Raw genomic sequence first — 23,538 nt, 5'->3', positions numbered from 1 at the left:
AAGGAGAAGATACGATGCGAGGCGTTATTGTTGCGGATGATCTGACCGGGGCGAATGCTTCGGGTGTGCTCCTCAAGAAAATCGGTCTTAGTGTGTGCAGTCTCTTTCGTCTGGCCGGAGCGACAGCGCACCAATCCGATGTGCTGGCCTACTCGACGGCGAGCCGCGGATTGCCCCCAGAGGAGGCTTTTCGACGGGTCAGAGATGCTTTTTTGCAGTTGAAAGAAGGGGGTGTGTTCTTCAACAAGCGCATTGATTCGACGCTGCGCGGCAATATCGGAGCAGAGATCGACGGGGCACTCGCCGCTTTGGGTGACGAATTTACGGCAATCGTCGTACCCGCTTATCCAGATTCTGGACGCATCGTCGCAAACCGAACGATGCTCGTGAACGGCATGCTTCTGACCGAGTCGGATGCGGGGCGTGATCCGAAGATGCCTGTTGCATCGGATGATGTCGTGGCTCTGATCGCGCAGCAAACGCGCCACGCGGTGCGATACGTTTCGCTGAAGGATTTGGCGCAGGACATGGGTTCGCTCGCGGCAGCCGTCCGGGATGCGGCGAAGGAGGCCCGCGTCCTCATCTTTGATGCCGTGCGCAACGAAGATGTGCAGAAGATCGCCAAGGCGACACTGCAGAGTGGATGCCATGTGCTGACGGTGGATCCCGGACCCTTGACCATGCAGTTCGTGTACGAGATGCAAGTCAAGGAAAAGCGCGAACAGAAGGTCTTGCTCGTCATCGGCAGCGTGACGGCGACGACGAAGCGGCAGATTGCCGATCTGCTGCAAAAGAGGCGCGTATTCTTCGTCGACATGCATGTGGGGGAGTTTTTCGAGAGGGAGCGGCGTGCTGCGGAGATCCGGCGTGTCATCGATAAGATCGGTTCCGCCGTGGACGATGAGGATGTCCTCCTGCTGACGACGACGCCGCTTTCGGATGAGAAGCCGCTCGATCTCCAAGCGACGGCGAGGGAACTCGGCGTTACGCCGGAGCATGTATCCTGCGTCCTTTCTGCCACGTTGGCTGAGGCGGCGGGCGAGATCCTGGAGCAAAACGGCAAGCTCGAAGGCGTCTATTGTTCAGGCGGCGACATCACGATTGCACTTTTGGAGAGACTGGATGCCGATGGCATTGCGGTGCGTGACGAGGTCTTGCCGCTTGCGGTCTACGGGCGCATCCTCGGCGGTCGCTTGCCGAAGCTGCGCATTGTGACAAAAGGGGGGATGATCGGCAGCGATGATGCGATCGGGCTTTGCTTGGAAAAAATCGCCAAGGATATTGCCCTTTGATGATGCTGGAACGAGAAAAGGAGTTGTGCATATGGAAAAGAATGGGATGGAAAAGCCGCTGATCGGCGTGCCTATGGGGGATCCGGCCGGAGTCGGCGCGGAGATCACCGTCAAGGCCCTGCTCGACAAGAAGGTGACGGATGTCGCCAGGGTCATCGTCGTCGGCGCGAAGGGCATGATGGAGCAGGCGATCCGCGTCTGCAAGGCAAAGGCGCGCATCCATACGGTGGAGGATCCTGCATCTGCCGTCGACGATGAAGGCGTCATCAATCTCATGGATCTCAACAATGTCGACATGACGAAGCTGAAGATGGGCAAAGTCCAGGCGATGTGCGGACAGGCGGCATTCGATTACATCAAGAAGTGCGTGGAGCTGGCAATGGCGCACAAGATCGATGCGATTGCCACGACACCGATCAACAAGGAATCGCTGCGCGCGGCGGGGATCCGCTACATCGGACATACGGAGATTCTCGGCGGCCTGTCGAACTCGCGTGATCCGCTGACCATGTTCGAGGTCGACGGGATGCGCGTATTCTTCCTCACGCGGCACATGTCGCTGCGCGATGCCTGCGACGCTGTTACGAAAGAGCGCGTGCTGGAGTACATCTGCCGCTGCACGAAAGCTTTGAAGCAGCTCGGCGTTGCGGGAAAGATGGCGGTCGCCGGACTCAATCCGCATTCGGGAGAGCATGGGCTCTTCGGTTGGGAGGAAGTCCGGGAGATTGCCCCCGCTGTAGAAGAGGCGCAGCGGAAAGGCTACGATGTCGTGGGGCCGATCGGGCCGGATTCCGTCTTCCACCAAGCACTGCAGGGACGCTATCAGGCGGTTCTTTCCCTCTATCACGATCAAGGGCATATCGCGACGAAGACGTACGATTTTGAGCGCACGATCGCCGTCACACTCGACATGCCGTTCCTTCGTACGTCGGTCGACCATGGCACGGCCTTCGACATTGCGGGCAAGGGCGTCGTAAGCGCCGTGAGCATGGTGGAGGCGATCCGCCTTGCGGCAAAATATGCCCCCCATTTCAAGCACGAGTAAACGGGGCAGTTCCGCAGAACGGTCTATGTTTTGAACAAGGAGATGAATCCTATTGGCTGCAGAAACGCAAATTCTCATAGGTCTTGGCGTCGGCATTGCCTGTCTGATTTTCATGATCATGAAGACCAAGATCCATACGTTCTTGGCACTGATCTTGGCAACCGTCCTCGTCGGTGTGATCGGCGGCATTGAGTTCAAGCAGATTGTCGCAAGCATCACAAAAGGATTCGGCGGCACGCTCGGAAGCATCGGCATCATCATCGGCTTCGGCGTCATGATGGGCCAGCTCTTCGAAGTATCGGGCGCGGCGAAGCGCATGGCCCTGTGCTTCCTGAAACTCTTTGGCAAGGGACGGGAGGAAATCGCCATGGCGCTGACGGGTTTCCTCGTTTCCATCCCGATTTTCTGTGATTCGGGCTTCGTCATCCTGACGCCTCTCGCCAAGGCGATTTCTACAGAAGCGCGCAAGTCGATCGTATCCATCGGCATCGCGCTCGCCACCGGCCTCGTGATCACGCATACGATGGTGCCGCCTACACCGGGGCCTGTTGGCGTCGCAGGCATTTTTGAGGTGAGTGTCGGCTCCTTGATCCTCTGGGGACTTGTGCTCTCCGTGCCGATGCTCATCGGACCTTTGCTCTTTGCGAAGTGGGCGGGCGAAAGGATTTGGCAGATTCCGACGGCGGATGGCGGCTGGACACGGGACCGATCGTATACGGCATCGAATCAGGGAAGCAGCATTTACGATGATGCGCATCTGCCTTCGGCCTTCATCTCGTTCGCGCCGATCGTTGTTCCGATCCTTTTGATCCTGATCGGTACGGTGGCATCTGCCATGGGCATGAAAGGGCAGGCTGCCGATGCCATTCAGTTCTTCGGAACACCAGTCATCGCCGTCGGCATCGGACTCCTCCTGACAATCTACGGCTTGACGGGAAATCTCGACCGAAAGCGCGTGCTGGAGGAAATGGAGACGGGCATCAAATCCGCGGGCATCATCATCCTCATCACGGGCGGCGGCGGCGCTTTCGGCATGCTGATCCGCGACAGCGGCGTCGGCACGGTTTTGGCTGAGACCATGCTGCAGACGAGCATTCCCGCTATCTTGCTGCCGTTCTTCATTGCGACAATCGTGCGCTTCATCCAAGGCAGCGGCACCGTGGCGATGATCACAGCGGCATCGATCACGGCGCCGATCATTGCGAATCTTTCGGTGAACCCCGTCTTCGCAGCGCTTGCCGCCTGCGTGGGGTCACTGTTCTACTCGTATTTCAACGACAGTTTCTTCTGGGTCGTCAACCGCTCCATCGGGATCACCGAGGGCAAAGAGCAGCTGCGTCTCTACTCCGTTGCCAGTACGATCGCCTGGGCGACAGGCATCATCGTGCTCCTGATTCTCAACGCAATGTTCGGTTGATGTTCCTGTGGTTTTCATCGAAGTTCTCCATGCTGCAATCGATGTGGCATGGAGAATTTTGCATATCCTGTTTTATGGAGGTACAGCGCTCACGCCCCAGCGATCTCTCAATCAGCAAACGAGCAGCTTCACCTTTGTCTCTGCCAAGAATTTCTTCCATTCCTCATGTGGCTCTCGGTCGGTAATGAGATAGGAAAGGGATCCGATATCCCCGAAGCGAACAAGCGCCGTTTTGTCGAACTTGCTATGGTCGACGAGCAAAATGACCCGTCGTGCCTGCTGCATCATGATCTCCTTTACCTCACTTTCACTGTCGTTGGACTCCATCAAGCCACCCGCCAAATCGATCGCCTTGCAGCTGATGATCGTATCGTCCGCATGGTAGCCCGCGAGCATGCGTGTCGCGACAGGCCCTGTAAGCGAGCATGAACTTGCGCGAAAATTGCCGCCTGTACAGACCATGCGAAAGGCACTTGCGCGAAAATCGTACATGAGGCGGATCGAATTCGTAATCACCGTAATCCCCTGCTTCTTTGCCAGCCGATTCAACAGCATTTGACAGGTCGTGCTTGAATCCACCATGATGGTATCGCCGTCGTGAATCAAGGAATGCGCGGCTTCGGCGATTTGCAGTTTGCTCGTCTGGTTCTGCGATCTGCGCCGTGCAAACGAAACGTCCGCACTCGTTGCCTCGGTCGGGACTGCACCCCCATAACTCCGTTGCAGCAGGTTCTGACGTTCCAATTTTTCGAGATCGCGGCGAACGGTTTCCTCCGTCACCTGAAATTCCGTCGCGAGCTTGGCGACATACACCTTGCCGTCCTCTCCTAAGATATCCATGATCCGTTGCCGACGTTCTGCTCCCAGCATGGTCCATCTCCTATTCTGCGCAAACAAAAATACCGATCCTTTTCCTGCATGAAGAGAACCGGCATTTTTTGCTGTCATCGGCGGTTTTCAATTTGCCTTATCGGGTTACAATTTCCACGGGAACATCGAGAATCTTTGCCACTTTCAAAATGGTGTCGATATGTCTGCCAACGCCCGCTGCCATATGATGCGTCGGACCGGCTTCACTCCAACGATTGCAAAACGCCCGCGCCCCGCAAGTAAAGCGCATGCGCATATTCGTATCGCCAAAGGTGAAAATCTCACCCGACTCGTTCACACCTTCCGCAACGACGAACTTAAAATGACCATCGCCATCCTGCGTGATGGCAAGGTACGTGATCGGCACATCCGTTGGCGGATAGAACTGGGTCAAGTAACCACCGCCCGTCTTCCCATGAAATACCGGGACCATCTTCATCGTGGGCTTCTTCGCCTGCGAAATATCCGCATCGCCAGAGCCACTATGTCCTATGATACAGATATCCTTGTCAAAGTCAATAGAGTACATCTCAGAAAGCTGCCCTGTCCCACTGATTGTCTTCATGATGCTCATCGCCATAGCGACCTTCATATCACCCTCGACGGCACACGCCGTCCCCTGCTTGATGAGCATGGAAAAGGCCGGTATAAGCATGCTGTCGAGCTTGCCCGCTTTGCCTTGCGCGTATCCATCATAGTGCGACGCAACGAGTCCAATCTGCTCTTCCTTCACCCATTGCTCGAATGCGATGACATACTTCGCCATATCCCAAACCGTTTCGACCGTCGCACCGCCCTCGATATCAAACGTATCGAGAATCTCCTGTGCCTTAGCGCGAATGCCGGCTTCGTCCGCAATATCATCCGCAATCGCCCACATCTTCTCCCAGTCAAACTGCTTCGTGTAAAGCCCGAGGCGGCGATAAAGATTCGACTCATCGATATAGAGATCCATCATGCCGGGATAGGGGCGACCGACCTGCGCGATATTCGTACTGCGGAAACGACGGCGCACCTGCGCAGCGCGGCACCAATCCGCGATCTCTTGCAAGGCCTCGGGATCGCCGCCTTCCGCAACGCCCGTGATGACGGCATGGCGTTTGCCGTAGCGATTGAGGTCAGCTGCCATCTCTCCGACTGCGCCACAGGCGTACAACGTGCCGAGCCACGTCGGAATATCGGTATTCTGATAATCCGGCACGCGCTTTTTTTGCACGTTGACCAAAAGCACCGGCACATCCAGATCCTTTACAGCAGGCAGCATATTGTATGAAGTCGCATACGTCAAAAGTTGGAGAATGACCAGATCCACATCTGCCGCGCGGAACTTCTCTCCTGCTGCCTGCGATTCCTCCTTCGTCGTAACGAAGCCGCCATCGACGATCTCGACCGTATTCGGAAGCGCTTTCTGAAACGCTTCATACTGCCCTTTGAATTCCGGGACGAGCTGCGGGAACTGCGGCAGATACGCACCGAGTGCAATCGAGAAGACTCCGACCTTTGCCTTTGTATTGACGAGCATACGCTTGTCCTCCTTTTGCTGCTGCGTGAAGATTTCCTTCACGCCAAGAAAAATACCTGCTTCATTTTTGGCTGTGCTCCCGTCTCAGGATCCAGTTCCATCACCATGACGTCTTTCATAAACGCATTCCACCGATCAACGACGGCGCTCTTCGCTTGATACGCCTCCGCATAAGCAACGCCCTTCTCGCACTCGAAATAACCAAACAGCTCGTTTCCCGTATTCCAAATCGTATAATTGGCAATGCCTGCCTCTTTGAGTACCTGCTTCAGCTCCGGCCATATCGCATCATGCCGCTTCTTGTACTCGGCGAGCATGCCTTCCTTGACCATTGCCTTCCACGCAAATCGCTCCATGCCATTCGCCTCCTCATGTGCTCAGCGCATACGTTCCGCATCATGCGTGAACCAGCCGTTTTCATCCACTTCCGCGCCATAGCGCTCAGCCGTAATCTCATCCAGTGTCTTGCCACGGTCATCCGCACCAAAGAACGTGCCCGCTGCCCAGCTGATGATGCAGAACCCGACCATGAGAACGGCTGCGGTCTGGAATCCTAAAACCTCCATGATGATCGGAACGGCAAACCCCCAAATCGCGGCGGCAAATCGCGTGACAAAGAACGTGAAGCCCTGCGCCGTCGCACGGTAGCGGACGGGGAACAGCTCAGAGCTCCAAAGCTGGTAGAACTGCTGCTGCATCGAAAAGCCCCATACGATCGTGAAGAAGAACAACATCCACGTCTGCAGCATATCGGGCGGAAGTACCCAAACGAGCCAGCTAACGACGCCGAGCCCGGAGAAAATGCTGAAAACCTTGCGGCGATTGTAGCGGTCTGCCGTGTACATGAAGATGACAGTCGTCAGGATGCAAACAGCGAAATTCAGACACGTGAGGAAGAGTCCCATCGCATTGCTGAGATTGCCGACATGCTCATAGACATACGGCATGAAAAAGCCATTCGTGCTCGCCGCGAGATTCCACATCGTGTATACGCCGCAACACATAATGACTGTTTTGAGGGAGGTTCCGCGAAGGATATCCGCATACGTCGCTTTCTTCTGCACGATCCCCTGCGCAGCAAGCGCTTCCTCGCGATCCTTTGCCGCTTTCCATTCGACCGACTCCGGCATGCGAAGGCGCTGATACCAAATCCAAGCCGCAACTACGATGAGATGGGCAAAAATGAGCCGATTGCCCAAGAGTCCGAACATTGCATTCATCGGAATCGAGGCAGCAAACACGACAACGGGGCCGAGCATCCACGCAATCTGTGCCGAACCACAATGCTTCGCGCGATCCTTCGACGGCGCTTCTTCCGCAATAAAGGTCCAAGATGCCACGACATCCGCACCGACCATGAGTCCGACAATGACATAGCCGAGCAGGAACATCGGATAGTTTGTCGCAAGGCAGATAATAGCGACGCCGATCATATAAATAAGAAGCGCCCAGTTATACACGAACTTACGTCCGTACTTGTCGCATATTTTGCCGCCGATCAACGCGCCGAGCGCTGCACCGCCCGTGTTCGATGAGAGTGCTGCGAGGAGTCCCATCTGCACGCTGCTCATGCCGAGGTAATCGGCCCACATACTGAGCCCCGACGCGCCTGCGACGATAGATCCGGCATCAATGTAGCTAATGAGGCCCGCAATCAACGTCTTCTTCCATGCAGACATGTGCATGTCTTGTTTTACGCCCAACATAGAAATCCCACCCTTCCGTCATGATGAATCCAGTAGTACAAATCCTTACGACAAGAGATCCGTGTTCAAATCGATATGGAAATCCTTGGCAAGCTGAAGGAATCCTTCGCATGGAATCGTCTGTTTCTTTCCGCCCATCGAACGTACCTTGACACAAATTTCGGATGCTTTCTCCACCGTGTCCATGAGCCCGAATGCCTCATCGAAATCATCGCCGCAGACGAAAAGCCCATGGTGCGCCCAAACGACCACACGGTATTTCTCCATAAGCTTTACCGACGCATCAGCAATCTCCTTGCCGCCGGGAACCATCCACGGAACGACGCCGATGCCTTCAGGAAAAATGACCGGATCTTCCGTCGCCATCTCCCAAAGCTCACGCGTAAAAATCTTGTCCTCAAGCGGCAGGACGAAGGTCAATGCGATGAGATTCGTTGGATGCGCATGGTAAATGATGCGGTTCCTGCCATGGGTCATCTTTTTTTTCAGCTCGTGTGCCGCAAGATGCGTCGGCAGCTCGCTCGTCGGGCGGCCGCCGTTTGCGAGTCCCCAAACGATACCATAATTCTCGCCTGTCCCATCCACCCGTATGAGAGCGGCATTTTCCTCCGGCGCAAGCGAAACATTGCGCATGTACTTGCCGCTTCCCGTGACGAGAAAATACTCGCCCGCGAGCCCCGGGACCGTATTGCCGATCGGCTTCCATTCCTGCGCTTCATGCAGCGATTCCCGGACAGAATCCACTTCTTCGGGGGGCACGCGATACGTCAGGTTACCGCCATTTCGTTCATGCCACCCCTTTTGAAACGCATCGCTTGTCAGGCGCTTGAAGCGTTCCATAAACATTGCTTCTTGGATATCCATCTGCTTCCTCCTATTCCTTCCCCTGCATGCGGCAAACTTGATTCACCATGTTCTCATGATCTAGAAAACAGGCGTTATCGCCTTCACGTCAAATGATTTCGCAACCATCTGTCGTGCTTCGGAGAGATCTTCAAATACATCATCTTTCAGCATCTGCGCCATCAAGTTGCCAATGGCCGTCGCTTCGACTGGCCCAGCGTATACGTTCTTTCCGGTATGCTTCTGCAGCAAGCCATTAAGAAAACTGTCTTGGCAGCCGCCACCAACGACGTGAATTTGCGCAAAGCGTTTTCCCGTCACCTCCTCAATCTCCGCGACCGTCTCCGCATAACATTTTGCAAGGCTGTGGTAAACGCAGTAGAGCAGCTCGCACTCCGTCTCCGGAACTGCTTGCCCCGTCCGCCTGCAGTACATCTGCAAGGCTTCCCGCATGCTCTCAGGCGCAAGGAAGCTCTCGTCATTGACGTTGACCGTCGAAGTGAAATACCGACCGATATGTGCCAGTTGGTAGAGTTCCTCGAACGTGTAGGCATGCTTGAACTCCTTGCGCAGATTCTGCATCATCCACATGCCCATGATATTTTTAAGATAGCGGTAACGGTAGTGATATCCTCCTTCATTCGTAAAGTTATGCTTTCGTGACACTTCAGAACAATCCGGTATCAACCGTTCAATCCCCATCAGCGACCACGTCCCGGAACTCAGATAAATATGGTCGTCCGATGTGCTCGGAACCGCCATGACGGCCGATCCTGTATCATGCGTTGCGGGAAGGACGATTTCCGTCTGAAATCCGACTCGCGCGGCAATGGAATCCTTGAGTGCGCCGACCGGACTTTTCGGCATCGAAATTGCACCGAATATTTCCTTTGGAATAGCGAGCCGATCCATGAGTTCATAATCCCAATCCCGCGTCTGCGCATGGACGAGCTGCGTTGTCGTGGCATTCGTGTACTCATTTTTCATAACGCCGGTAAGCAGATAATTCAGATATTCCGGAACCATCAAGAAATAGTTTGCGCTGGACAATACAGCCGGCTCATTCTGTTGGATTGCGACAAGCTGATAGATCGAATTAAAAATCTGCTTCTGTATGCCATTTCGCGCATATAGCTCAGCTTCCGGGATCTTCTTGTAGACGACTTCATCCATGCCCTTCGTGCGTCCGTCCCGATATGCGACTGTACTGCCGAGCAGGTTGCCATTTTTATCGAGCAGGACAAAATCGACTGCCCACGTATCAATGCCGACGCTTTTTGGGATACGATGCAACCGATCACATTTTTTCAGCCCTTCCACGACCTCATAAAAGAGATGATCCATATCCCAGCAAAGATGTCCATTCTTCTTGACAAGCCCATTTTGGAACCGATAGATTTCTTCAATGCGGATTTTTCCATTTTCCATCCAGCCTAAAATATGCCGCCCACTCGATGCGCCTATATCGATTGCCAAATAATATGTATTCTCCATACGAATACCCCTTTTTTATTTTTGTTCTCCTTTTTTTCTGTTGTTTTATTTTATATTCCACATAATACATCATAATCAAATATAAGTCAACATTATTTTATGTTGTTTTATATTGATTGGAAGACAATTTCGATTATTTAATAGGCTGGATGGATACATAGATCCGGAACTTACATAAAAAAACTCCCGATGCAGATATCCGATCTGCATCGGGAGTGGATCGCCGTGACAGGGAAAACCCCACGGAAACGCGGAAACGCGGTCTTGCTCCACAATAGTTGTGGAACAAGACCGCGTAAACCAGCGTAATACTGCAGCAGCAGCTTATTCTCTTATTCGCTCAATGGAGCGCGCGACAAGAACCCTTACTTCTGAAACTGAAACGCACGCTTGCCAGGGAATACGGCGCTCTTCCCAAGCGCTTCCTCAATGCGCAGGAGCTGGTTGTACTTTGCGACGCGCTCGGAGCGGGACGGTGCGCCGGTCTTGATCTGATTCGTATCGAGCGCGACGGCAAGATCCGCGATCGTCGTATCCTCGGTCTCGCCGGAGCGGTGGGAGACGATCGCGGTATAGCCCGCCTCGTGCGCCATCTTGATCGCCTCGAGCGTCTCCGTGAGCGAACCGATCTGATTGAGCTTGATGAGGATCGAGTTCGCACAGCCGAGGTCGATGCCCTTCTTGAGGCGCTTCGTGTTCGTGACGAAGAGGTCGTCGCCGACGAGCTGGACTTTGTCGCCGAGCTTCTTCGTCATGCGCTGCCAGCCTTCCCAATCCTCTTCGTCGAGCCCGTCCTCGATGGAGTAGATTGGGTACTTCCCGATGAGGCTCTCCCAATGTGCGATGAGCTCGTCGGAGGTAAACGTCCTGCCCGATTTCGGCTGCTTATAGTGTCCCTTGCCCTTTTCCTTGTCCTTCCACTCGGACGCCGCCGCATCCATCGCGAGGACGAAGTCGCGCCCCGGCTCATAGCCCGCGTTGCGGATCGCCGTGAGGATATGCTCGATCGTGTCCTCGTCGCTCTTGAGATCCGGCGCAAAGCCGCCCTCATCGCCGACCGCTGTCGTATTGCCTTCCTTCTTCAAGAGGCTCTGCAGCGCATGGAATACCTCGGTCGCCCAGCGCAGTCCTTCGCGAAATGTCGGCGCGCCGACCGGCATGACCATGAACTCCTGCGTGTCGACGGAGTTCGTCGCATGCGCGCCGCCGTTTAGGATGTTCATCATGGGGACGGGCAGATGGTTGCCGCTCACGCCGCCGAAGAAGCGGTAAAGCGGGATATCCTCGGAGATCGCTGCCGCCTTTGCCGCCGCGAGCGAAACGGCGAGGATCGCATTCGCGCCGAGCTTGGACTTGTCGTCCGTGCCGTCGAGCTCAAGCATGACGGCATCGACCGCATAGCTGTCGGACGCATCCTCGCCGACGAGCGCGGGCGCGATGACCTCATTGATATTTCCGACGGCCTTCGAGACGCCCTTGCCACCGTACTTCGACTGATCGCCATCGCGCAGCTCAAGCGCCTCGAACTCGCCTGTCGATGCACCGGACGGAACAGCAGCGCGGCCGACGGAACCGTCCGCGAGCGTGACCTCCGCCTCCACCGTCGGATTGCCGCGCGAGTCGATGATCTCACGCCCGATGACCTGCATGATCTTCAAATAATCCTTCATGGGGAACGCCTCCTTGTTTGATAACAACTCTCATAGCAAGTTCAGTATATCAGCATCGAAACCTTTTTTCAATACCATCTTGCTCTATTTTAAGCTTGCTCTATTCTAAGCGGCCTCATCTCCTGCGTCGGTATCTTTCGTTGACCCAGGCTGTAGGGTTATGGTCACGGACTTTTCCATTCGTAAAAAGGAAAATCTCATCATGCTGCATAAATTTTGAAAAAAACAAGACAAGAATCCATTTTTATGGTATGATTGATTTTGTTTTTAAAACATTTGTATTTATACAAAGGACATAGGAGGTCATCATGGAATCCTTGCTTCCCATCTTAAACGCGATTGACTCGGTCATGTGGGGTCCGCCGCTCATCACCCTGCTCGTCGGCACGGGCATCTTCCTGACGATCCGCCTCAAGCTCCTGCAGGTCTGCCACCTGCCGCAGGCGCTTCGCCTCATTTTCAAGGCGCAGAACAAGGGCGAAGGCGACGTTTCGAGCTTCAAGGCGCTCTGCGTCGCGCTCGCCGCGACGGTCGGAACGGGCAACATCGTCGGCGTCGCGACGGCAGTCAAGGTCGGCGGTCCCGGCGCGCTCTTTTGGATGTGGGTCGCGGCATTCTTCGGCATGGCGACGAAGTACGCGGAAGGCCTGCTCGCCGTCAAGTACCGCACGACGGACGAAAAGGGCGACATCGCCGGCGGCCCGATGTTCTACATCCGTCACGGCATGGGCGAGAAGTGGAAGCCGCTCGCGACGCTCTTCGCGTTCTTCTGCATCCTCGTCGCCTACTTCGGCATCGGCACGTTCCCGCAGGTCAACGCCATCGTCGACAGCATGGAGATCGCGTTTGGCTTCCCGAAGGTCGCAACGGACGTCATCCTGACTGTCTTCATCGCCGCCATCACGATCGGCGGCCTGCAGAGCATCGCAAAGGTCGCCTCGGGCATCATCCCATTCATGGCGCTCACCTACATCGCAATCAGCCTCGGTCTCATCGTGTCCAACCTCGACCACATCCCCGCCGCCCTCGCGCTCATCTTCGAGAGTGCGTTTTCCGGCACGGCGGCGGCAGGCGGCTTCGCTGGCTCGACCATCATGATGGCGATGCAGAATGGCATCGCGCGCGGCGTATTCTCAAACGAGTCCGGCCTCGGCTCCGCACCGATCGCGGCGGCGGCAGCCAAGACGAAGTGGCCGGCCGAGCAGGGCCTTATCTCCATGACGGGCACGTTCATCGACACGATCATCATCTGCACGATGACGGGCATCGCGCTCGTCCTCACAGGTGTATGGCAGGGGAGTGCGGCAGGCGCGGCAATGACGAGCGCAGCATTCGCGAGCGTCTACGGCTTTGCGGGAAGCCAGCTCCTCACGGTCTCGCTCGTGCTCTTCGCCTTCACGACGATCCTCGGCTGGAACTATTACGGCGAGCGCGCCACGATCTACCTCTTCGGCAATCGGGGCGTGCTCCCCTACCGCCTTATCTTCATCGCGCTCATCGCGTCGGGCGCATTCCTCAAGCTCGAAGCCATCTGGGTGCTCGCCGACATCGTCAACGGGCTCATGGCGATCCCGAACCTCATCGCGCTCATCGCGCTCTCCGGCGTCGTCGCAGCAGAGACGGACCATTACCTGAACCGCAGGAAGCGCCAGACGGAATAACCGATACGGCGGCCAAATATCCAAGCACATGCGGGCATGAAACAGGGTCTGTGACAAAATGCAAAAGCATTTTGTCACAGACCCTGTTTTCTCCTTTTAGCCGACTGCCTTGAACGCCTGTCCGAGGTCGTAGAGGATGTCGTCGATGTGCTCCGTGCCGACCGAGAGGCGGATCGTCGCGGGCGTGATGCCGGACGCGGCGAGCTCCTGCCCGTTCATCTGCGAGTGCGTCGTCGACGCCGGATGGATGACGAGGGACTTCACGTCGGCGACGTTCGCGAGAAGGCTGAAGACTTCGAGGTGATCGATGAACTTCTGCGCCGCCTCCGCGCCGCCCTTGATCTCAAACGTGAAGATCGAGATGCCGCCGTTCGGGAAATACTTCTCGTAGAGCGCGTGATCGGGATGGCTCGCGAGCGCGGGGTGGTTGACCTTCGCGACCTTCGGATGTTTCGCGAGATAGTCGACGACCTTGAGCGCGTTCTCGACGTGCCGCTCGACGCGAAGCGAGAGCGTCTCCGTGCCCTGCAGCAGAAGGAACGCATTGAACGGCGAGAGCGTCGCGCCCTCGTCGCGCAGGATGAGGGTGCGGATGTACGTCGCGTACGCCGCCGCGCCGATGTCTTTGGCAAAGCTCACGCCGTGGTAGCTCGGATTCGGCTCGACGAGCTGCGGGAACTTGCCCGACTTCTCCCAGTCGAACTTGCCGCTATCCACGATGACGCCGCCGAGTGTCGTGCCGTGCCCGCCGATGAACTTCGTCGCCGAGTGGACGACGATATCCGCGCCATACTCGAACGGGCGGATCTGGTACGGCGTCGCAAACGTCGAATCAACGACAAGGGGGATACTGTGCTTGTGCGCGATGTCCGCAACGGCCTGGATGTCGATGAGGTTCGCATTCGGGTTGCCGATCGACTCGATGAGGATCGCACGCGTATTCTCCCGAATCGCGTCCTCGAATGCGGAGATGCCCTTCGTCGGGTCGACGAACGTCGTCTCGATGCCATAGTTCGGGAATGTGTGTGCGAAGAGATTGTACGTGCCGCCGTAGATCGTCGTCGCCGCGACGATGTGCTGGCCGGCATGCACGAGCGCCTCGAACGCGTACGTGATCGCCGCCGCGCCGGAGGCGACGCTGACCGCTGCGACACCGCCCTCAAGCGCCGCAATGCGCTTCGACAGGACATCCTCCGTCGGGTTCGTCAGGCGTGCGTAGACATTGCCCGCGTCCTTGAGCGCGAAACGATCTGCTGCGTGCTGCGCATTGTGGAAGACAAACGACGTCGTCTGGTAGATCGGGACGGCACGCGCGTCTGTCGCAGAATCGGCGGTCTCCTGTCCTACGTGGAGCTGGAGTGTCTCAAAATGATAGGTTCTCTTCTCGCTCATGGCAGATTCCCCTTTCGAAATCTCATTATCATGTTATCCTATAGGATAAGTATGTTTCGATTATAATGACTCCTGTGCCATTTGTCAAGGTCTCTTCGCGATAGATTTTCCACGTCACCTTTCAAGTCCAGCTTCCGGGAGCCGCGATGACGGTTCGGACTGCAGCGGGATGGATCTTCCCTGTTTTCACGAATGCACGCGCTTTAGCCGCTCTGCCTGGTCGGCCGTAATGAGCGCTGCGAAGAGCGCATCGAGCTCGCCGTTTAGAATCGCGTCGATCTTATGCAGGGTCAGCCCGATGCGGTGATCGGTCACGCGCCCCTGCGGGAAATTGTAGGTGCGGATGCGCTCGCTGCGGTCGCCCGAGCCGACTTGGCTCCTGCGGTCGGCGGCGACGGCGGCTTCCTGCTCCTGCCGCGCCTTGTCCTGTATGCGCGCGCGCAGGACTTTCATCGCCTTTGCTTTATTTTTAAGCTGCGACTTCTCATCCTGGCACTGCACGACAATCCCCGTCGGAATATGCGTGATGCGGATCGCCGTCTCCGTGCGGTTGACATACTGGCCGCCCGCGCCCGAAGCGCAGTAGGTATCGATGCGCAGGTCGCCCGGCGCGATGGCGACGTCGACCTCCTCGGCCTCAGGCAGGACGGCGACCGTCGCCGCGCTCGTGTGGATGCGCCCGCCCGACTCCGTGACGGGGACGCGCTGGACGCGGTGCGTGCCGCTCTCGTACTTGAGCTTCGAGTAAGCGCCATAGCCCGCAACGAGGAACGTGACTTCCTTGAATCCGCCGATGCCCGTCGCATTCGCGTTTAGGAGCTCAACGCGCCAGCCCTGCCGCTCGGCGTAGCGGCTGTACATGCGGAAGAGGTCGCCCGCAAAGAGCGCTGCCTCGTCGCCGCCGACGCCGCCCCGTATCTCGACGATGACGTTCTTCTCGTCGTTCGGATCTTTCGGCAGGAGCAGGATCGGCAGCTCGGCGCCTAGCTTCTCCTTCTCCGCCTTGAGTGCATGGAGCTCTTCTTCGGCGAGGACCTTCATCTCCGCGTCGCCGTCCGCGAGCATTTCCTTCGCGTCGGCGATGCCCTGCACGGTGCGCTTGTAGGCGCGGAACTTCTCGACGATGGGCAAAAGCTGTGCATGCTCTTTCGCGTAGCGCTGCCACTTCTCCATGTCGGCGATGACGGCAGGATCGCTGACGAGCGACTCAAGCTCGCGGAACTTGTCCTCGACAGCCTGCAGCTTATCCAGCATAGACGCCCGCCCCGCTTTCTTCCGTTTCATGGGCAGCGCCCCGATACTCGCCGCTTCCCTCTGCGATTTCCTCTGCGGGCAGCACCGCCTTCAGCGACTCGATGGCGACCTCGACCATCTCGTCTTCCGGCGGGCGCGTCGTCAGGTATTGCAGCCAAAGCCCGGGCTTTATCGCCGTCTGCACGACGGGGTTCTCGCTGCGTCCCGCAAAGCGGATCACCTCGTAGGAAATGCCTGCCACGACGGGCAGCAGCGCGACGCGGCTCAAAATGCGCGCAACGAGGCTCGGCCAGCCGAGGAATGCGAATACGAATATCGAGACGAGCATGACGATCAGCAGGAAATTCGTACCGCAGCGCGGATGCAGGCGGCTGAACCGCTGGACGTTCCCCACGGTCAGCGGCAGCCCCGCCTCGTAGCAGTGGATCGTCTTGTGCTCCGCGCCATGGTACTGAAACACGCGCCGAATGTCCTTCATGCGCGAAATGCCCCATATGTAGGCAAGAAAAATGGCAAGGCGCAGAAAGCCCTCCATGAGGTTCAGAAAGACGGGGTCTTCCGTGATGAAGCGAAAGAGTTTCGCCGCGCCCGTCGGGATCGCGATGAAGAGCACGCACGCGAGCACAAGGGCAAATGCGACCGTGCCTGCCATCTCGCGGTCCGTGAGCTGCTCTTCCTCCTCCCCTGCCATCTTCGCCGCGTATGAAAGCGAGCGAATGCCCATAACAAGCGACTCGATGAGTGCGACCGAGCCGCGCAGAAGCGGCTTTTTGAGGACGGGGAACCGATCGCTTATGGACCGCACGGGCACGGTCTCGATCTGGATCGTTCCCTGTGGATCGCGCACCGCCGTCGCCCGAAGCCCCGGCCCGCGCATCATGACGCCCTCGATGACAGCCTGCCCGCCGACCATCAGACATTTTTTCATGGAAACACCTCTTATTCCTACGTCAGGCAAGAACGGATTTCCGCTCTTTCTATTCTCTCTGTTCTTTCTGTCCTTTCTATTGTATCGATGCTTTCTGTATACGAAATGAAGCAGAGCTTTTGCTCTGCTTCATCAAATTCCGTAACGGCATTACTTCTTGTAGCGCTTGTTGAATTTCTCGATGCGCCCGCCCGCCTGCACGTCGCGCTGGCGGCCAGTGAAGAACGGATGGCACTTCGAACAGACATCGACGCGCAGATCCTGCTTCGTCGAACCCGTCTTGAACGTGTTGCCGCAGCCGCACGTAACCGTAGCCTCAAAGTAATCCGGATGGATTCCCTGCTTCATCTTTACACCTCTCTTTCCCCCATGGAACTGGGAATGGATACAAGCCCACTCTGCGCGGGATTGGTTTAGACCCGGCTCCCCTTTTGGGAAAAGCCAGCCTTTAGGCGTGGAACCAGACGCCCCGCGTCCAGTACAAGGGACATTATAGCATAGGCAGGACGTTGACGCAAATTTCTTTTGGCACGCATGGCACGCGCAAAAAACTCCCACGCAGATGCATGGGAGCAACCTTCCGATATGGTGCTCGCTGAGGGATTCGAACCCCCGACCCCCTCCATGTGACGGAGATGCTCTAGCCAACTGAGCTAAGCGAGCAGAGGAAAAAGAAACGGTTCCGCCGCCTTGACGAAACCGCAATGATCCAATGGTGGGGTTAACAAGATTCGAACTTGTGACCTCCTCGATGTCAACGAGACACTCTAACCAACTGAGCTATAACCCCATGTCATAACGACAGAATGTATTATATGGCATGCACCGCCATTCTGTCAACCACTTTCGCAAAACTTTTTGCCCGCAGCGGAGACTTTCGCAATCCTGTTCGCATTCCTCTAGGACGTGATAGAAGATGCGCCCAGCCCCGCTTACGGCAGAGAAGGATCCGCGCCGTATAGCCGTATAAAAAAGGTCAAAGCGATCCATGCGAAGCATTTCGCTGCCGTAAAGCAAGCTGCTCCAGCTTCTGTACAAAGTGCTCGGAAAGTTTGTAGCGATGTGCCTTATGTGACGGATCCACTTCGATGTGGTCGGCCGGATAACGGGTTAAATGCGTGCGAATGGTGCGCGTGCTCTGTCCAAGCGTATGCGCAATTTCTTCGACGGTCGCGCCTTCATCGGAAAAAAGATAAGCTTGCAGCAAAATATCGTATATTTTGCGTTCCTTTTGAGATGGAATATCCGGGCTCGCCTTCACTGCCTTTTCCAATGAAAAGAGTTTCTTTCCCTTCTCCTGCAAAATATCATGGACGCGGTGGATGCTCTTCTGTATCAGCCACAAAAATCCTGTAATAAAAGGCGACAGATCCCCATAGTTTCCCTGATGATTCGTATCCTCGAACAGCTTATAATAGACGCGAAGCGACTTTCGGATGGTGATGGAGAGACGGATAGCGACGAAAGGATTGAGAAATTTGGCGATATAATACGATGTGATGAAGCGCGAGGTCCTGCCATTTCCATCGTAAAACGGATGGATATAGCCGAAGAGATAATGAAATATGGAAACGCGGATCAATCCTGGAATATGCTCGTTTTGCAAAATTGCCAAAGCCGTATCCATATAGGAAATGATCTTTTCTTCTGGCAATATGCCACGATGAATGATCCTTGTGCCGTTCCATATTTCTACGGTTTCTTTGCGAAACAGTTTTCCGTCTGGAAGATTCGTTTCGTCTGACCGCCGGATTTCGTCTGCCAAAAACTCATCGTAAAAGACACGCAAATCCCGACTGGTACGGAACGGAATTTCCTCTTTCTGCTGAAGCTTTTGATATTTATGAACCATACTCCATAAACGAATTCTATTGTTTTGCGATTCGTCCATTGCATTTTGGATCTCTTTTCGCGTGCTGCGCACGCCTTCGATTTCGTTGCTCGATTGTATTTCCTCTATCAGGCAAGTGCGTTGAAAGGAATGGATCGCAACACCTGGAAGCCTGTCGGCAAGAATAGAGAGATCCCGCAGTTCCATCATGATGTCAGAAAGGATCTGCACCATGGTTTCCGTGTAATAGTAAAAGGCAGGATAGCTATGCGATGCGTTCATTTGACGTAACGGAATTCCGATAATATGTGCGAATTCGGAATGATAGATTGATTCATACTTCTCCCTGCTCTTTGGTTCATCCATTCGATATCGTTTCAACAGATTGATATCAGACATCGTGTCCCCTCCTCAAGTAGGAAAAAAGCGCGTTTTTTTCCTACTTGGAAAAGGAACTAGGAAAAAACGGCATTTTTTTCCTAGTTCCTTTTTCGATCAAAATTATCCACAGTTTTCACAGGTTCGTATGTGAAATATGTGGATAATTTTAGAACAGGAAAGAAACGGGGTGGATCGGGCTTACAGCGAGATGCGCAGGTACTCTTCGAGGGCATCGCGCACGCTCATGCCGGCCGGAAAAAGCCCTTGGAGCGCCTTCATGCCCTTTCTATCCTTTTTGATATGTCCCATGACGGCATGGTAGAGGTCATCCTCGATGGAGCCGGGGACGAGGTCTTCCCAGTTCTGCGCGCTATAGGAACGCTGCTGGATGGTGTTTTCCGGGCGGCCCGTGACTTCGAGCTCGCAAAGGAACTGCACCTGACGCTTTTCGGGGCGCATGTAGTAATGCTCGAGGTAATACTTCTGGGGGTAGCTGTACGTCTTTCCCGCCGCACCTGCTTTGTCCGCATCGACGAGGCGGATCCAAACGTCGAGTATTTTTTCCGTGCCGGAGTGGGGCATCGGGATATAGCGCATGCTCTCGGTATCGAGGTAATAAGTGAAATTATCATCGGAAAGAATTTGTTCATAGCGAACTTTTGGCGCTTTCTGCTTCGTTGTTTTCTTCGCCGGATTTCCTTTTCCCGCTTTCGGCGTCTGTGCCCCCCCGGCAGGAGCGGCTTTCGCGATCGCTTCGCCTGCGTCAGACGTTTCTTTCTTTGTGCGTTCCGTCTCTTTTCCGACACTTGCGGCATCGGCTTCCATTTCGGCGGCAGAAGCATCTTTCTCATCCATCGCTGCTGCCTGCACGGATGAAACGGACCATGCCGACATGAGAAATGCCGCGAGAACGAGGCGCCTTACGATTTTCCACATGGCTTTCACCTCATCATTTCCTAAAATATTTCTATATAGCCTATTCGCGTTTTGCGCCGAGAATCCTTTTTCTTTTCCCATTCCCCTCAAAAAAACGACGTCGTATCCACTCAAGTGTAGGCTTACAATACAGGTATTCCTCTGCGGATTTCAAGAAGCGACTGGCTCGGCACAATCGAATCTATAATGCATCATAGATTCGATTGCCGCCTTTCATTCCCCTTTCCTTTGGCGCGCGAGCTTCTCCGCCGCCGTCGTATTGCCGCCGCGCATGGCGAGCACGACGCCTGCGCCGATGAGCGCGAAGCCTGCGCCGAAATACGCCGTCACGGGTTCATCCAAGAACAGCGCGCCTAGAACTGTGCCGACGATAGGCTGAAAGAACAGGAAGAGCCCGCCGATCGAAGCATCCATATACGAGAGTCCCTTATTCCAAAGGCAGAAGCCCGCCGTCGTCGAGACAAAGCCGAGGTAGAGCACCGATCCCCAGATGCTTGGATCCGTCATCGCAGCAGGATCCGCACGGCATAGAAGCCAGTGCAAAGCGTACGGCGTGAGCGCGAGGAATGCGACGAGGACGGCGTAGAACGTCACCGTGATGACGGAATAATGCGCGAGGAACTTCACGAGCACAGACATGAGCGCCCACGTTACAGCGGCGACAGTGAGAAAGATTCCGCCAAGCGCATGGACCTCGAAATGATCCGGATCGAATACGATGAAAAGCACGCCAACCGTCGCCGCAAGCACGGAGAGCGCGCGCCCCACCGTGAATCGCTCATGAAGGATCACGCACCCGAACACGACCATAAAGGCGGGCGTCGCCGCCGTGATGACGGATCCTGCCTGCGCCGAGGTGAGCATCGTGCCCGTCTCCTGCGTCACGATGCTCGCGACCTGCCCGATGAGCGCGACGGCGACAAGGCATTTCCGATCCTTTGGCGCAATGTACCAGGATGGCCGCGTCACGAGCATCAGGACAAACAGCGCGACAAGCGCCGTTCCGTAGCGCATCCATACGAGCGGCACCGGCGGGATGACGAAAATCGAAAGGCGCACGGCGATGAACATCGCGCCCCATATACTGCCTGCAAGCGAGAGGAAGAAGGAACCCATCAAAAGATTTCGCATAGCTTCCCCTCCCTACTGCCAAACGCAGGGCATTCCGACGAAAAATGCGCTTACCGAAGATTTCTTTTCTTGCCGTTTCGATGGCGGATATAAAGCGCCGCGATCACGATGATGGCAGCGATGACGAAGACGATGCTCGCCTCATGTCCGATCTGCGTCAGGAGCTTCCACCCCTCGCCGAGCTGCATGCCCGCAAAAAGGATGAGTGCCGTCCAAGGCAGCGCCCCCGCAAATGTCAGCAGCAGGAACTTCCGCATGTCGACGCGCGCAAATCCGGCAGGAAGCGAGATGAATGTGCGGACGACGGGCAGCATGCGGCTGAAGAAAACCGCTTTGAAGCCGTACTTGTCGAACCAGTCCTGCGCTAAGTCGACATGGCTCTTCTTGATGAAGAAATAGCGTCCGTACCTATCGACGAACGAGCGCCCGCCGCGCGCGCCGACGACGTAGGCAAAGAGCGAGCCTGCCATGCCGCCTGCCATGCCAAACGCAAGCGCGCCGAAAAACGACATCTTCCCCGCAAAAATCAAGTAACCCGCGAAGCCCAGGATGAGCTCGCTCGGGATCGGGATGCAGGCGTTTTCCGCCGCCATCAGCACAGCGACGGCAAGGTAGCCCCACGAGGCGATGAAATCGAGGAAAAGCGCCGAAACATGCTCCATGCAAGAATCTTCCTTTCTGCAATGCCTCCAAGCCAAGTACGGCAAATTGCTTCATACGAGAAATGCGTGAACGAGACCGATGATGCCAAAGAGGAAAAAGCAGCCTGCCGAAACGAGGCGAAGCCTGTCTGCGGGAAGCCGGCGATGCAGCAGCCTGCCCGTTATGATGCCGAGCGTCATGCCCGCAAAGACCTGCCTCCACAGATAGCGCACCGCAAATGCCATGACGAGAAACTGCGTCTTATCGCCGACCTCAGCGAGAAGGATCACGAGAAACGTCGCAAAAAAGACGGTCAACGGAAGCACTCCCAAATCACAGCAAGATCGCATACAGTAAAAAACGAAAAAAAGCCCGTTTGATACGGGCGCAATTCGCATGGTGCCTCAGAGCGGAATCGAACCACTGACACGGGGATTTTCAGTCCCCTGCTCTACCGACTGAGCTACCGAGGCAAATGGCGACCCGAAGGGGACTTGAACCCCTGATCTCCGCCGTGACAGGGCGGCATTCTAACCAACTAAACTACCGGGCCGGGAAAGCGGTGCTCCTTGCTCTGCACCGCTCACAGGGGATATTATACGGGAAGGCGATGGCAAAGTCAAGAAAACGTTCCCCCACATGAAAGAAGCAGCCGCTCGCGCGGCTGCCGTCCCATCTTCGATCAGGCGAGGCCTTCGACGTACTTCTTGAGATCTTCTGCCGCATGCGTCACACGCGAAAGGTTCGCCGTGATCTCCTGCGTCGACGCTGCCTGCTGCTCACTGATCGAACCCGTGTTCTCGATCGACTTCGAGATGTCCTCAACTGCCTTATTCATATCCGTCAGCGTTGCCTGAATTTTCTCCGTCGCTTCACGGCTCTGCTCCGCGAGCTTGCGGACTTCCTCTGCGACAACGGCGAAGCCGCGACCCTGCTCACCGGCGCGCGCTGCCTCGATCGCAGCGTTGAGGCCAAGAAGATTCGTCTGGCCAGCGATGTTCGTGATGAATTCGATGACTTTGATCGTGTCGGCGTTCTTTTCCTGCAGGAGCTTTGCCTGTTCAACCGATGCGCGGCCTGCCTCTGCGAGCGCGCTTGCACTCTTTGCTACCTGCTCAACCGACTCATAGACCGTCTGCGTCGAGGATGCAATCTCGTCAATCGAGGAAGTAAGTCTCGCATTGATGTCCGCGCGGTGTTTCGCTTCTTCCTGGCGTTTCGCCTCTTCCTGGCGTTTCGCCTCTTCCTGACGTTTCGCCTCTTCCTGACGTTTTGCTTCTTCCGTATGCTTCGTGTCTTCCGCTGCCATTTATATTCCTCCCTAGATGCTTGCCTCTGGGTTTATCCGCAAGATCGCACAAGTCCCATAACACTGCTTACATCTTCTTATTTCCACGTAAACAACAAAAACCCTTCTAGTCATTGGAAAAAATTTAACAAAGTCGTAATTTCGGCGAACCAAACAAAAAAGCCTCGCTTATGCGAGGCTTTAAATCAGCGACTCCCTATCCTCCCGGGCCGTC

21 protein-coding genes and 4 tRNA genes are annotated in these 23,538 nt (G+C 55.7%); 4 read left to right on the top strand and 21 right to left on the bottom strand.

Features of this window, described 5'->3' with window-relative positions; translation table 11 throughout:
• Nucleotides 1–14 precede the first annotated feature (14 nt).
• From HMPREF1985_RS10525 to HMPREF1985_RS10515, 3 genes are read left to right on the top strand one after another with little or no spacing between them, the layout of a single operon-like run.
• Nucleotides 15–1,292 carry a four-carbon acid sugar kinase family protein gene (locus tag HMPREF1985_RS10525; RefSeq protein ID WP_021772601.1) on the top strand — a complete coding sequence of 426 codons (1,278 nt, stop codon included), beginning with the start codon at nt 15–17 and terminating at the stop codon, nt 1,290–1,292.
• 31 nt (nt 1,293–1,323) lie between these two features.
• Nucleotides 1,324–2,337 (top strand): 4-hydroxythreonine-4-phosphate dehydrogenase PdxA, encoded by a 1,014-nt coding sequence (gene pdxA / locus HMPREF1985_RS10520; RefSeq protein WP_021772600.1) that lies wholly within the window; start codon nt 1,324–1,326, stop codon nt 2,335–2,337.
• A gap of 52 nt (nt 2,338–2,389) precedes the next feature.
• On the top strand, nt 2,390–3,754 hold the full coding sequence (locus HMPREF1985_RS10515) for a GntP family permease (protein WP_021772599.1): 1,365 nt from the start codon (nt 2,390–2,392) through the stop codon (nt 3,752–3,754).
• A gap of 111 nt (nt 3,755–3,865) precedes the next feature.
• On the opposite strand, the gene HMPREF1985_RS10510 is transcribed toward HMPREF1985_RS10515, so the two are convergent.
• The 7 genes from HMPREF1985_RS10510 to eno all read right to left on the bottom strand — a co-directional run bounded on the left by HMPREF1985_RS10510 (nt 3,866) and on the right by eno (nt 11,859).
• Complete coding sequence (locus HMPREF1985_RS10510) at nt 3,866–4,624, bottom strand: DeoR/GlpR family DNA-binding transcription regulator (RefSeq protein ID WP_021772597.1); 759 nt, start codon at nt 4,622–4,624, stop codon at nt 3,866–3,868.
• Between the two features lie 97 nt (nt 4,625–4,721).
• The gene (locus tag HMPREF1985_RS10505) at nt 4,722–6,146 is read right to left on the bottom strand and encodes an arabinose isomerase (protein WP_040637685.1); all 1,425 of its coding nucleotides are present in this window, start codon (nt 6,144–6,146) and stop codon (nt 4,722–4,724) included.
• A 38-nt stretch (nt 6,147–6,184) separates the two neighbouring features.
• Nucleotides 6,185–6,502 carry an L-rhamnose mutarotase gene (locus tag HMPREF1985_RS10500; RefSeq protein WP_021772595.1) on the bottom strand — a complete coding sequence of 106 codons (318 nt, stop codon included), beginning with the start codon at nt 6,500–6,502 and terminating at the stop codon, nt 6,185–6,187.
• A 21-nt stretch (nt 6,503–6,523) separates the two neighbouring features.
• Nucleotides 6,524–7,852 (bottom strand): MFS transporter, encoded by a 1,329-nt coding sequence (locus HMPREF1985_RS10495; protein ID WP_021772594.1) that lies wholly within the window; start codon nt 7,850–7,852, stop codon nt 6,524–6,526.
• Between the two features lie 45 nt (nt 7,853–7,897).
• A complete protein-coding gene (gene rhaD, locus HMPREF1985_RS10490; RefSeq protein ID WP_021772593.1) occupies nt 7,898–8,716 on the bottom strand; it encodes a rhamnulose-1-phosphate aldolase in 819 nt (272 codons plus the stop codon).
• A 60-nt stretch (nt 8,717–8,776) separates the two neighbouring features.
• The gene (rhaB, locus tag HMPREF1985_RS10485; RefSeq protein WP_021772592.1) at nt 8,777–10,189 is read right to left on the bottom strand and encodes a rhamnulokinase; all 1,413 of its coding nucleotides are present in this window, start codon (nt 10,187–10,189) and stop codon (nt 8,777–8,779) included.
• A gap of 365 nt (nt 10,190–10,554) precedes the next feature.
• On the bottom strand, nt 10,555–11,859 hold the full coding sequence (gene eno / locus HMPREF1985_RS10480) for a phosphopyruvate hydratase (protein ID WP_021772591.1): 1,305 nt from the start codon (nt 11,857–11,859) through the stop codon (nt 10,555–10,557).
• Nucleotides 11,860–12,167: 308 nt separating this feature from the next.
• On the opposite strand from eno, the gene HMPREF1985_RS10475 reads away from it, so the two are divergent.
• Nucleotides 12,168–13,520 (top strand): alanine/glycine:cation symporter family protein, encoded by a 1,353-nt coding sequence (locus HMPREF1985_RS10475; protein ID WP_021772590.1) that lies wholly within the window; start codon nt 12,168–12,170, stop codon nt 13,518–13,520.
• A 96-nt stretch (nt 13,521–13,616) separates the two neighbouring features.
• Here the strand turns inward: HMPREF1985_RS10475 and HMPREF1985_RS10470 are convergent, their stop codons facing one another.
• The 14 genes from HMPREF1985_RS10470 to HMPREF1985_RS10405 form a co-directional block, all read right to left on the bottom strand.
• The gene (locus HMPREF1985_RS10470) at nt 13,617–14,912 is read right to left on the bottom strand and encodes an O-acetylhomoserine aminocarboxypropyltransferase/cysteine synthase family protein (RefSeq protein WP_021772589.1); all 1,296 of its coding nucleotides are present in this window, start codon (nt 14,910–14,912) and stop codon (nt 13,617–13,619) included.
• Nucleotides 14,913–15,098: 186 nt separating this feature from the next.
• Nucleotides 15,099–16,166, bottom strand: coding sequence for a peptide chain release factor 1 (gene prfA / locus HMPREF1985_RS10465; protein WP_021772588.1), 1,068 nt, complete (start codon nt 16,164–16,166; stop codon nt 15,099–15,101).
• Nucleotides 16,156–17,094, bottom strand: a complete 939-nt coding sequence (locus HMPREF1985_RS10460; protein ID WP_021772587.1) for a DUF1385 domain-containing protein — start codon at nt 17,092–17,094, stop codon at nt 16,156–16,158. The genes prfA and HMPREF1985_RS10460 overlap by 11 nt, the downstream gene beginning before the upstream one ends.
• 150 nt (nt 17,095–17,244) lie before the next feature.
• A complete protein-coding gene (gene rpmE, locus HMPREF1985_RS10455; RefSeq protein WP_021772586.1) occupies nt 17,245–17,442 on the bottom strand; it encodes a 50S ribosomal protein L31 in 198 nt (65 codons plus the stop codon).
• A 238-nt stretch (nt 17,443–17,680) separates the two neighbouring features.
• Nucleotides 17,681–17,757, bottom strand: a tRNA-Val gene (locus tag HMPREF1985_RS10450).
• 50 nt (nt 17,758–17,807) lie between these two features.
• Nucleotides 17,808–17,884, bottom strand: a tRNA-Val gene (locus HMPREF1985_RS10445).
• A 186-nt stretch (nt 17,885–18,070) separates the two neighbouring features.
• Complete coding sequence (locus HMPREF1985_RS11505) at nt 18,071–18,946, bottom strand: Fic family protein (RefSeq protein WP_231385203.1); 876 nt, start codon at nt 18,944–18,946, stop codon at nt 18,071–18,073.
• A gap of 558 nt (nt 18,947–19,504) precedes the next feature.
• Nucleotides 19,505–20,242: a hypothetical protein gene (locus tag HMPREF1985_RS10435; RefSeq protein WP_040637670.1), complete on the bottom strand. Its 738-nt coding sequence runs from the start codon at nt 20,240–20,242 to the stop codon at nt 19,505–19,507.
• Between the two features lie 213 nt (nt 20,243–20,455).
• Nucleotides 20,456–21,373 carry a DMT family transporter gene (locus HMPREF1985_RS10430; RefSeq protein ID WP_021772582.1) on the bottom strand — a complete coding sequence of 306 codons (918 nt, stop codon included), beginning with the start codon at nt 21,371–21,373 and terminating at the stop codon, nt 20,456–20,458.
• A 50-nt stretch (nt 21,374–21,423) separates the two neighbouring features.
• Nucleotides 21,424–22,035 carry a DedA family protein gene (locus HMPREF1985_RS10425; RefSeq protein WP_021772581.1) on the bottom strand — a complete coding sequence of 204 codons (612 nt, stop codon included), beginning with the start codon at nt 22,033–22,035 and terminating at the stop codon, nt 21,424–21,426.
• Nucleotides 22,036–22,086: 51 nt separating this feature from the next.
• On the bottom strand, nt 22,087–22,332 hold the full coding sequence (locus HMPREF1985_RS11230; protein ID WP_051349119.1) for a TMEM165/GDT1 family protein: 246 nt from the start codon (nt 22,330–22,332) through the stop codon (nt 22,087–22,089).
• An 80-nt stretch (nt 22,333–22,412) separates the two neighbouring features.
• Nucleotides 22,413–22,488: transfer RNA gene (locus HMPREF1985_RS10415), tRNA-Phe, on the bottom strand.
• A 3-nt stretch (nt 22,489–22,491) separates the two neighbouring features.
• Nucleotides 22,492–22,568: transfer RNA gene (locus tag HMPREF1985_RS10410), tRNA-Asp, on the bottom strand.
• A 129-nt stretch (nt 22,569–22,697) separates the two neighbouring features.
• Nucleotides 22,698–23,324 (bottom strand): methyl-accepting chemotaxis protein, encoded by a 627-nt coding sequence (locus HMPREF1985_RS10405; RefSeq protein WP_021772579.1) that lies wholly within the window; start codon nt 23,322–23,324, stop codon nt 22,698–22,700.
• Nucleotides 23,325–23,538: the final 214 nt, after the last annotated feature.

It is taken from the genome of Mitsuokella sp. oral taxon 131 str. W9106, assembly GCF_000469545.1.
Taxonomy (GTDB): Bacteria; Bacillota; Negativicutes; order Selenomonadales; family Selenomonadaceae; genus AWVT01.
This window is presented reverse-complemented; position numbering and strand designations above follow the sequence as displayed.

Bases quoted from the DNA above. Each gene is read 5' to 3' on its own strand.
- rhaD (WP_021772593.1), bottom strand. From the start codon at position 8,716: ATGGATATCCAAGAAGCAATGTTTATGGAACGCTTCAAGCGCCTGACA.
- rhaB (WP_021772592.1), bottom strand. From the start codon at position 10,189: ATGGAGAATACATATTATTTGGCAATCGATATAGGCGCATCGAGTGGG.
- HMPREF1985_RS10495 (WP_021772594.1), bottom strand. From the start codon at position 7,852: ATGTTGGGCGTAAAACAAGACATGCACATGTCTGCATGGAAGAAGACG.
- pdxA (WP_021772600.1), top strand. From the start codon at position 1,324: ATGGAAAAGAATGGGATGGAAAAGCCGCTGATCGGCGTGCCTATGGGG.
- HMPREF1985_RS10425 (WP_021772581.1), bottom strand. From the start codon at position 22,035: ATGGAGCATGTTTCGGCGCTTTTCCTCGATTTCATCGCCTCGTGGGGC.
- HMPREF1985_RS10470 (WP_021772589.1), bottom strand. From the start codon at position 14,912: ATGAGCGAGAAGAGAACCTATCATTTTGAGACACTCCAGCTCCACGTA.
- eno (WP_021772591.1), bottom strand. From the start codon at position 11,859: ATGAAGGATTATTTGAAGATCATGCAGGTCATCGGGCGTGAGATCATC.
- prfA (WP_021772588.1), bottom strand. From the start codon at position 16,166: ATGCTGGATAAGCTGCAGGCTGTCGAGGACAAGTTCCGCGAGCTTGAG.
- HMPREF1985_RS10500 (WP_021772595.1), bottom strand. From the start codon at position 6,502: ATGGAGCGATTTGCGTGGAAGGCAATGGTCAAGGAAGGCATGCTCGCC.
- HMPREF1985_RS10430 (WP_021772582.1), bottom strand. From the start codon at position 21,373: ATGCGAAATCTTTTGATGGGTTCCTTCTTCCTCTCGCTTGCAGGCAGT.
- HMPREF1985_RS10505 (WP_040637685.1), bottom strand. From the start codon at position 6,146: ATGCTCGTCAATACAAAGGCAAAGGTCGGAGTCTTCTCGATTGCACTC.
- rpmE (WP_021772586.1), bottom strand. From the start codon at position 17,442: ATGAAGCAGGGAATCCATCCGGATTACTTTGAGGCTACGGTTACGTGC.
- HMPREF1985_RS10525 (WP_021772601.1), top strand. From the start codon at position 15: ATGCGAGGCGTTATTGTTGCGGATGATCTGACCGGGGCGAATGCTTCG.
- HMPREF1985_RS10435 (WP_040637670.1), bottom strand. From the start codon at position 20,242: ATGTGGAAAATCGTAAGGCGCCTCGTTCTCGCGGCATTTCTCATGTCG.
- HMPREF1985_RS11505 (WP_231385203.1), bottom strand. From the start codon at position 18,946: ATGGTTCATAAATATCAAAAGCTTCAGCAGAAAGAGGAAATTCCGTTC.
- HMPREF1985_RS10510 (WP_021772597.1), bottom strand. From the start codon at position 4,624: ATGCTGGGAGCAGAACGTCGGCAACGGATCATGGATATCTTAGGAGAG.
- HMPREF1985_RS10405 (WP_021772579.1), bottom strand. From the start codon at position 23,324: ATGGCAGCGGAAGACACGAAGCATACGGAAGAAGCAAAACGTCAGGAA.
- HMPREF1985_RS10475 (WP_021772590.1), top strand. From the start codon at position 12,168: ATGGAATCCTTGCTTCCCATCTTAAACGCGATTGACTCGGTCATGTGG.
- HMPREF1985_RS10460 (WP_021772587.1), bottom strand. From the start codon at position 17,094: ATGAAAAAATGTCTGATGGTCGGCGGGCAGGCTGTCATCGAGGGCGTC.